We start from the raw sequence: 7360 nt of genomic DNA, 5'->3' as shown, positions 1-7360 counted from the left end.
ATCAATCTCTGGCGCAGGACATTTCAGTCACGAAGAGAAGCCGGACGAAGTCAACGGTCACCTGTCGCGTTTCCTCGAGCGGGTGTACCGATCGCCGCTCAACTGACGCACTCGCCGGTGGACACCGGTGCGGTGTCACCGATATGCGCAAGCTGCGCGGCCACTTCTTTAGCGGTCAGCACAAAACCCGTGTCGTTGTCGTCGACCGCCGCACCGAACACAACACCGATCACCTGACCATCGAGATCGATCAGCGGCCCACCCGAATTACCTTGTTCCACATTGGCTCTGACGGTGTAGACCTCGCGGTTGATCGTCGCTTTCCGGTAGATGTCGGGCCCGTTGAGTTCGATCAGTTCCCGGATTCTGGCCGGCGTCGCCACGAATCCGCCGCCGCCCGGGTAGCCCATCACGATGCCCTCGGTGCCCGATGTCACCGGGGCGTTGGCGAACGCCAGCGGCCCCGCCGGCAGGTGCGGCACCGAGAGGATCGCGATGTCGACCGTCGGGTCGTAGGACACCACGGTGGCGTCGTAAGGATTGCCGCTGGCCTCCACGGTGACGTTGTTCGACCCCGCGACCACGTGCGCGTTGGTCATCACGCGGTCCGGTGACAGCACAAATCCGCTGCCCTCCAACACCTTCTGGCAGCCCGGAGCGATCGCGCGGATCTTCACCACGCTCGGTTCGGTGTTCGTGACGACGGGATTTTTGGCCAGCGTGGCGTCCGGGGCCGCCACCGCCACAACGGGCGTGCGACTGAACGGCTCCAGCACCTGCGGCAGGCCGGAGGTATCCAGCAGCGCGGACAACCGCTTGGGCACCGTCTTCAGCCATTCCGGCGCATAGTCGTTGACCTGAGCAAGTACCCGCGAACCACGCACTGCCGCAGCCAAACTCGGCTGGCCAGCCGAGGAGGTCAACGGCGTCGCCAGCATCCACGCCGCCACCAGAACCACCACCAGTTGCACGGCCACACCGATCAGCGAGTCGAAGAACCGAATTGAGCTGCTGTGGATGGCGCCGCGGACCGCGCGGCCCAACACCACACCGGCAACCTCGCCGACCACGACCAGCGCCAGGATCAAGAACAACGCGGCGAACAGCTTGGCTCGCGGTGCGGCGACATGCGCGACGAGGTGCGGAGCCAGCAGCACGCCGGCGATCGCGCCGAGCAGCACGCCGACGAACGACAGCAGCGAGCCGAGCGCACCCGAACGCCAACCGGAGACCGCGGCTATGAAAGCCACCGCCAGCACCGCGACGTCCAACCACTGTGAGGAGCTCATCAGGCCTCATCCTCGTCGCCGACCAGGGCCATCGCTTCGTCCAGCTCGCGAACATCACTGGCGTCCCAGGGCTTTGCCCAACCAGCGACATCCAACATTGCCGAAATCACCTGACCGGTGAAGCCCCAGACCAGCATCTCGTTCAACAGAAATGCCGGACCGGCGAAGCGGCGGCTGAAGGTGCGGCGATACACCATCAGCCGGTTGGCGGGATTGATAAAGGCCCGAACCGGAACTCGGGCCACCTTTGCCGTTTCAGCCCGATCCACGACGACCACCGGCCCTGGATCCGGCGAATACGCCAGCACCGGAACGACGTGAAAACCCGACGGCGCGATGAACGTTCGCTCCATCGTGACCAGCGGATGCAGTCTGCCGGTATCGATTCCGGTCTCCTCGCGCGCCTCGCGCAGCGCGGTCGCCACCGGCCCGTCGTCACCGGGATCGGATGCGCCCCCGGGAAACGCGGCCTGCCCGGCGTGGTGACGCAACGTGGCGGCCCGCACGATCAGCAGCAGGTCCGCGTCGTCGGGAAGGGAGTCGGGTGCGTCGGCGCTCGACTGCGGACCCGAAAACAGCACCAGCACTGCCGCTTCGCGTCCGCGGTCACCCGCCGCGGCCTTCGACTCGGTGACCATTGCCAGCACATCGGCGGGCAGGCGTCGGCGGTAGGCGTCGGGTATCCCACCGACGTTGTCGACCAACGGTTGCAACCAGGGTGGGCTGAGCTCAGGCGCCAAGACATCCGAACCAAGACGCTGGGGTGTGCCGCCTCCGCTCACCGGCGCCTCCCTCGTACATCCAACCGCCCGAATCTCCCCCGCAAGCGGGTGGGGGTACCCCCAGCCGCCCCGTGGCGAGGGGGCGTAACCCCACCCCGGGCCGCTCCGCGTTGCGCATCGGCGATCGGCGTCATCGTCTCTGAGCTCCGACCGCAGCCATGATCTCGTCGGCCGTGGCGAAAGCGCGTGGCAGCGTTTTCTCAACGCTACCGTCCGAGTCCAACACGACTGTCGCGGGCATCACATTGGGCACCCGCAGCGCCGCCGCCACCCGACGACTGCCGTCCTGCAGTGTCGGCAGCCGGACGCCCAGCTCCGCCAGCCGCAGCAAGCCGGCCGTCTCATTCTCGTCCTGGTGCACCGTCACCACGATCACGTCGGACCCGACCCGTCGTTGGTACTCCGCCATCGCCGGGAGTTCGGTCGCGCACGGTGCGCACCAGTACGCCCACAGGTTGAGCACGATGCGGTGGCCGGCCAACGCCGGGCCGACGTCGACCACCGAGCCGTCGGCGGCGCATTCGGCCGTCACGTCGCGCAACGCCGCTGCACCGGGCCGTCCATCCGGATGCGGACACGGGGCCAACTCGGCGCGCCGGCGCGGTCCGGCCAGCGCCGCCGCACTGTCGGCCTCGCGGTGCTCGCGCGCGGAAGCGGCCGACGGAGGGGTGGACGAGTGCGATCCGTCGCGCAGTTCCACCAGCAATGCGACGAGCAGCGCGGCCACGACCACCAATACCGCGACGGTCCAGCGGGTGGCTCGAGAGGTGAAGGTGATCAAGGGAACCCCGACGCAGCGCCGCCGCTACAGCCCGGCCATCGCCAGGAGATGTTCGGCTTCCGGTCCCTGCACCAGCGCGGCGGCGATCTCCGGCTCGGTCGGCCCCGTACCGAACGACGGGCAGTCCTTGGCCAGCACGCACACGCCGCAGGCCGGTTTGCGGGCGTGGCACACCCGGCGGCCGTGAAAGATCACCCGGTGACTGAGCAGCGTCCACTCCTTGCGTTCAATGAGTTCGCCGATGGCGTGCTCGACCTTGACCGGATCCTCCTCGGTCGTCCAGCCCCAACGCCGGACCAGGCGCCCGAAGTGGGTGTCGACGGTGATTCCAGGGACGCCGAACGCGTTGCCCAAGATGACGTTCGCGGTTTTGCGCCCCACACCGGGCAGCGTGACCAGCTCGTCCATGGTGTTGGGCAGCTCGCCGTCGAATCGCTCGATCAATGCCTGACCGAGGCCAATCAACGACGATGCTTTGTTGCGATAAAAACCGGTTGGGCGAATGAGAGTTTCGAGTTCTTCGCGATCGGCCTGCGCGTAATCCAGTGCGGTGCGATAACGGAGGAACAATGCAGGGGTGGTGAGATTTACCCGCTTGTCCGTGCTTTGCGCCGACAAAATCGTCGCCACCGCGAGTTCCAGCGGCGTGGTGAAGTCCAACTCGCAATGCGCATCGGGAAATGCCTGTGCGAGTTTGCGATTCATCCGGCGGGCCCGACGCACCAAGCCAGTTCGCGTCTCCGAGGACCAACGGCGGGCGACGGCGACGCCGGCCCCGGTAGAGGCTTTGCCGGCAGCGCGAGAAGGTTTGGCCGTTGTCACCTAGACAGGGTACTCATTCGTGATCCTGCTGAGACCTTGGCCGTGTTTACTAGCTGCTTGTGTCCTGGTTGCTCGTTGCACTCACCCCCGGGTTGCTGATGCTTGCAACTTTCGGGCTTCAACGGCTGGAATCCGGCTTGGAGAACGACACGCTCACGGCAAGTGACGTCGCGGAATTTCTCGAGCAGGCCGAGCCGGTTGATGTGCGCACATTGGCCCGGGAGGGAATGCCCGGGGCGCTGGATTCTCTGCACCGCAGGATCAACTACCAAACGGCACCGCTACCCAGCAGCGCGGAGCCCGATACCGATGAATGGTCGGCGGCCACCTTAATCTCCGCCCCTAATCAACCCGCCTCGCCCAGACATCAGCATCAGCATTCGCGGGCGAATCGGCAATTTGCGCCGCGTGAGCATGCCAATCGTGTGTAGCGTTGGCACGTCGAGTCGAAGGCTTACCTCTTAGACTGCGGAGGCCGGCCGGGCAATCGACCGAGAACAGCTACAAGTGACCTGAATAGCCAAAGGGGCAACGTGGACGAGATCCTGGCGAGGGCCGGAATCTTCCAGGGCGTGGAACCGAGCGCCGTCGCCGCCCTGACCAAGCAGCTGCAACCCGTCGACTTCCCGCGCGGGCACACAGTTTTCGCGGAGGGCGAGCCGGGTGATCGGCTCTACATCATCATTTCCGGCAAGGTCAAGATCGGCCGCCGTTCACCGGACGGCAGAGAAAATCTGCTGACCATCATGGGTCCGTCCGACATGTTCGGTGAATTGTCGATCTTCGACCCGGGACCGCGTACCTCCAGCGCGACGACTATCACCGAGGTTCGTGCGGTGTCGATGGACCGCGACGCGCTGCGGGCCTGGATCGCCGATCGACCCGAGATCGCCGAACAGCTGCTGCGCGTGCTGGCCCGCCGGCTGCGCCGCACCAACAACAACCTCGCCGACCTCATCTTCACCGACGTGCCCGGCCGGGTCGCCAAGCAGCTGCTGCAGCTCGCTCAGCGGTTCGGCACCCAGGAGGGCGGCGCGATGCGGGTGACTCACGACCTGACTCAGGAAGAGATCGCTCAGCTGGTCGGCGCCTCGCGTGAGACGGTGAACAAGGCGCTGGCGGACTTCGCCCACCGCGGCTGGATCCGCCTGGAGGGCAAGAGCGTGCTGATCTCGGACTCCGAGCGGCTGGCCCGGCGCGCGCGTTAGCTGTTTTGCATCGAGATCGACGTTGGCGACACAGTCTCTCGATCTTTCTCGCGCTGGCGTCGATCTCGATGCGCTAGCGACGCAGATAGTCCAGCTGCGCCTGCACCGACCACTCCGCTACATCCCACAGCTCCTCGTCGACGTCGACGTAGACGTGCTCGACGACCTGACGCGTGGTGGCCTCATCGCCGAGTGTGCGTAGCGCCGACCGGACCTGTTCCAGCCGCTGCTCCCGATGGGCCAGGTATCCCGCGGCCACCGCTTCCACGTTGGCCAGGTCGGGGCCATGTCCGGGCAGCACGGTGCGCTGCCCCAGCCCACGCAGCCGCTGTAGCGACTCCAGATAGTCCGCCAGGCTGCCGTCCTCGTTGTCGATGACGGTCGTTCCCCTGCCCAGCACGGTGTCCGCGGTCAGCACCGCATCGTCGAGAACGAACGACAACGAGTCGGCGGTGTGCCCGGGTGTCGCCCACACCGTGATGCGCAGGCCCGCGGCGTCGATCACCTCGCCGTCGGTGAGCTCGCCGGACAGGCCACGCAGAAATCCGCTGCCCGCCGAGCGCACCGGTGCACCGGTCAGGTCGACCAGTTTGTCGATCGCATCGGTGTGGTCGCCGTGCCGATGGCTGATCAGGACCAGCGCGATGCGGCCCACCCCGGCCAGTTTCGCGATGTGCTCGTCGTCGTCGGGCCCGGGATCGACCACCACCACCTCGTCGCTGCCCGGACCACGCAGCACCCAGGTGTTGGTGCCCTCCAGCGTCATCAGGCCCGGATTGTTGGCCAGCAGCACCGACGCGGTATCGGTGACCGGCCGCAACTCGCCGTAAGCGGGATGCGTCAGCGGCTCAGCGGTTTCCGTCACGTCCGCTATCCGACCTCGACCACCAGTTCAACCTCGACCGGGGCGTCCAACGGCAATTCGGCGACGCCGACCGCCGAGCGCGCATGCACGCCGCTTTCGCCGAACACGTCGGCCAGCAGATCCGAGGCGCCGTTGATCACCCCCGGCTGACCGTTGAATCCCGGTCCGGACGCGACGAATCCGACCACCTTCACCACCTGGGTCACCGAGTCGATACCCACCAGAGAATGGATGGCAGCCAGGGCGTTGAGTGCGCAGATCCGCGCCAGTTCCTTGCCGTGTTCGGGGGCGACGTCGACGCCGACCTTGCCCGCCCGCACCAGCTTGCCGTCCTGCATGGGTAGCTGGCCCGAGGTGTAGACCAGCTTCCCGCTGCGCACCGCGGGGACATACGAGCCCAGCGGCTTCACGACGACCGGCAAGTCGACTCCGAGTTCGGCCAGTCGGGCCGACGCGCTCACTTCGGGCGCTTCAGGTATGCGACGTGCTGCTCACCGGTCGGGCCTTGCAGCACGGAGACCAGCTCCCATCCGTCGGCGCCCCACTGGTCGAGGATTTGCTTGGTGGCGTGGGTCAGCAGGGGGACGGTTGCGTACTCCCATGTTGTGGGTTGGCTCATATCCCGAGCTTATCGGCAGGCCGATCGCGCGATCTGGTTAGCATGCAGGGGTGGGGACCACATCGAGCGGCGGCAGCAACGTCGGCTGGCCATCGCGATTGTCCAAGGCCCGTCTGCATTTCGTGACCGGCAAAGGCGGCACCGGTAAATCCACGGTTGCGGCTGCGCTGGCGCTGACGCTGGCGTCCGGTGGGCGCAAGGTGTTGCTCGTCGAAGTCGAAGGGCGCCAAGGGATTGCGCAACTCTTCGATGTGCCGCCGCTGCCCTACAAAGAGCTCAAGATCGCGACGGCCGAGCACGGCGGCCAGGTCAACGCGCTGGCGATCGACATCGAGGCCGCCTTCCTGGAATACCTCGACATGTTTTACAACCTCGGCATCGCCGGCAAGGCGATGCGCCGCGTCGGCGCGATCGAGTTCGCGACGACGATCGCTCCGGGTCTGCGCGATGTCTTGCTCACCGGCAAGATCAAGGAGTCGGTAATCCGGACCGAAAAGGGGACCAAGAACCCGGTCTACGACGCAATTGTCGTCGACGCGCCGCCGACCGGTCGCATCGCGCGTTTCCTGGACGTCACCCGGGCGGTGTCCGACCTGGCCAAGGGCGGCCCGGTCTACTCACAGGCCGAGGGCGTGGTGAAGATCCTGCACTCCGACCAGACGGCGATCCACCTGGTCACCCTGCTGGAGGCGCTGCCGATGCAGGAGACCAAGGAAGCTATCGACGAGTTGCAGGGGATGGGGCTGCCGATCGGTTCGGTGATCGTCAACCGCAACATCCCCATCTATCTGCAGCCCGACGATCTGGCCAAAGCCGCCGACGGCTCTATCGATGCCGACGCGGTGCGGGGGGGTCTGGCCGCCGCCGGAATCAAGCTCAGCGACGACGACTTCGCGGGCTTGCTCACCGAGACCATCCAGCACGCCACCCGGATCGCCGCACGCGCATCGACCGCCGAGCAACTCGACGAGCTGAAGGTGTCACGGCTGGAGCT

The 7360-nt window shown here is 66.4% G+C and carries 11 protein-coding genes; 4 read left to right on the top strand and 7 right to left on the bottom strand.

Annotation, left to right across the window (positions count from 1 at the left end; genetic code table 11):
* A partial coding sequence (locus VN856_RS25270) for an alpha/beta hydrolase (RefSeq protein WP_325694435.1) occupies positions 1-106 on the top strand: 106 nt, incomplete at its 5' end.
* Here VN856_RS25270 and marP read toward each other — a convergent pair.
* The 4 genes from marP to nth form a co-directional block, all read right to left on the bottom strand.
* The gene (gene marP, locus VN856_RS25265; protein ID WP_325694431.1) at positions 99-1289 is read right to left on the bottom strand and encodes an acid resistance serine protease MarP; all 1191 of its coding nucleotides are present in this window, start codon (positions 1287-1289) and stop codon (positions 99-101) included. The genes VN856_RS25270 and marP overlap by 8 nt on opposite strands.
* On the bottom strand, positions 1289-2071 hold the full coding sequence (locus tag VN856_RS25260) for a CoA pyrophosphatase (RefSeq protein WP_325694429.1): 783 nt from the start codon (positions 2069-2071) through the stop codon (positions 1289-1291). Before VN856_RS25260 ends, marP begins: the two co-directional genes overlap by 1 nt.
* Positions 2072-2201: 130 nt before the next feature.
* Positions 2202-2849, bottom strand: coding sequence for a TlpA family protein disulfide reductase (locus tag VN856_RS25255; protein WP_414687044.1), 648 nt, complete (start codon positions 2847-2849; stop codon positions 2202-2204).
* Between the two features lie 27 nt (positions 2850-2876).
* Positions 2877-3557, bottom strand: a complete 681-nt coding sequence (nth, locus tag VN856_RS25250; RefSeq protein ID WP_325694433.1) for an endonuclease III — start codon at positions 3555-3557, stop codon at positions 2877-2879.
* 215 nt (positions 3558-3772) lie between these two features.
* On the opposite strand from nth, the gene VN856_RS28945 reads away from it, so the two are divergent.
* Positions 3773-4105 (top strand): hypothetical protein, encoded by a 333-nt coding sequence (locus VN856_RS28945; RefSeq protein WP_414687043.1) that lies wholly within the window; start codon positions 3773-3775, stop codon positions 4103-4105.
* A 102-nt stretch (positions 4106-4207) separates the two neighbouring features.
* Complete coding sequence (gene crp / locus VN856_RS25240) at positions 4208-4882, top strand: cAMP-activated global transcriptional regulator CRP (protein ID WP_023368605.1); 675 nt, start codon at positions 4208-4210, stop codon at positions 4880-4882.
* A gap of 73 nt (positions 4883-4955) precedes the next feature.
* Here crp and VN856_RS25235 read toward each other — a convergent pair whose 3' ends face one another.
* Genes VN856_RS25235 through VN856_RS25225 form a run of 3 tightly spaced genes read right to left on the bottom strand, consistent with a single transcriptional unit; the run spans position 4956 to position 6366 of the window.
* Positions 4956-5747, bottom strand: a complete 792-nt coding sequence (locus VN856_RS25235) for an MBL fold metallo-hydrolase (protein ID WP_325694425.1) — start codon at positions 5745-5747, stop codon at positions 4956-4958.
* Positions 5748-5752: 5 nt separating this feature from the next.
* Positions 5753-6208 (bottom strand): RidA family protein, encoded by a 456-nt coding sequence (locus tag VN856_RS25230; protein WP_325694424.1) that lies wholly within the window; start codon positions 6206-6208, stop codon positions 5753-5755.
* On the bottom strand, positions 6205-6366 hold the full coding sequence (locus VN856_RS25225) for a DUF4177 domain-containing protein (protein WP_293004278.1): 162 nt from the start codon (positions 6364-6366) through the stop codon (positions 6205-6207). The genes VN856_RS25230 and VN856_RS25225 overlap by 4 nt, the downstream gene beginning before the upstream one ends.
* Before the next feature lie 50 nt (positions 6367-6416).
* On the opposite strand from VN856_RS25225, the gene VN856_RS25220 reads away from it, so the two are divergent.
* On the top strand, positions 6417-7360 hold a 944-nt coding region (locus VN856_RS25220), incomplete at its 3' end, for an ArsA family ATPase (protein WP_325694422.1).

This window comes from Mycobacterium sp. (genome assembly GCF_035603715.1).
In the GTDB taxonomy this organism is placed as follows: domain Bacteria; phylum Actinomycetota; class Actinomycetes; order Mycobacteriales; family Mycobacteriaceae; genus Mycobacterium.
The sequence above is the reverse complement of the archived record's forward strand: the minus strand, read 5'-3'. Positions and strand labels throughout refer to the sequence as shown.

What these genes read in the sequence shown, in the direction of transcription:
- marP (WP_325694431.1), bottom strand. Translation starts at nt 1,289, where the DNA reads ATGAGCTCCTCACAGTGGTTGGACGTCGCGGTGCTGGCGGTGGCTTTC.
- nth (WP_325694433.1), bottom strand. Translation starts at nt 3,557, where the DNA reads ATGAATCGCAAACTCGCACAGGCATTTCCCGATGCGCATTGCGAGTTG.
- VN856_RS28945 (WP_414687043.1), top strand. Translation starts at nt 3,773, where the DNA reads ATGCTTGCAACTTTCGGGCTTCAACGGCTGGAATCCGGCTTGGAGAAC.
- VN856_RS25225 (WP_293004278.1), bottom strand. Translation starts at nt 6,366, where the DNA reads ATGAGCCAACCCACAACATGGGAGTACGCAACCGTCCCCCTGCTGACC.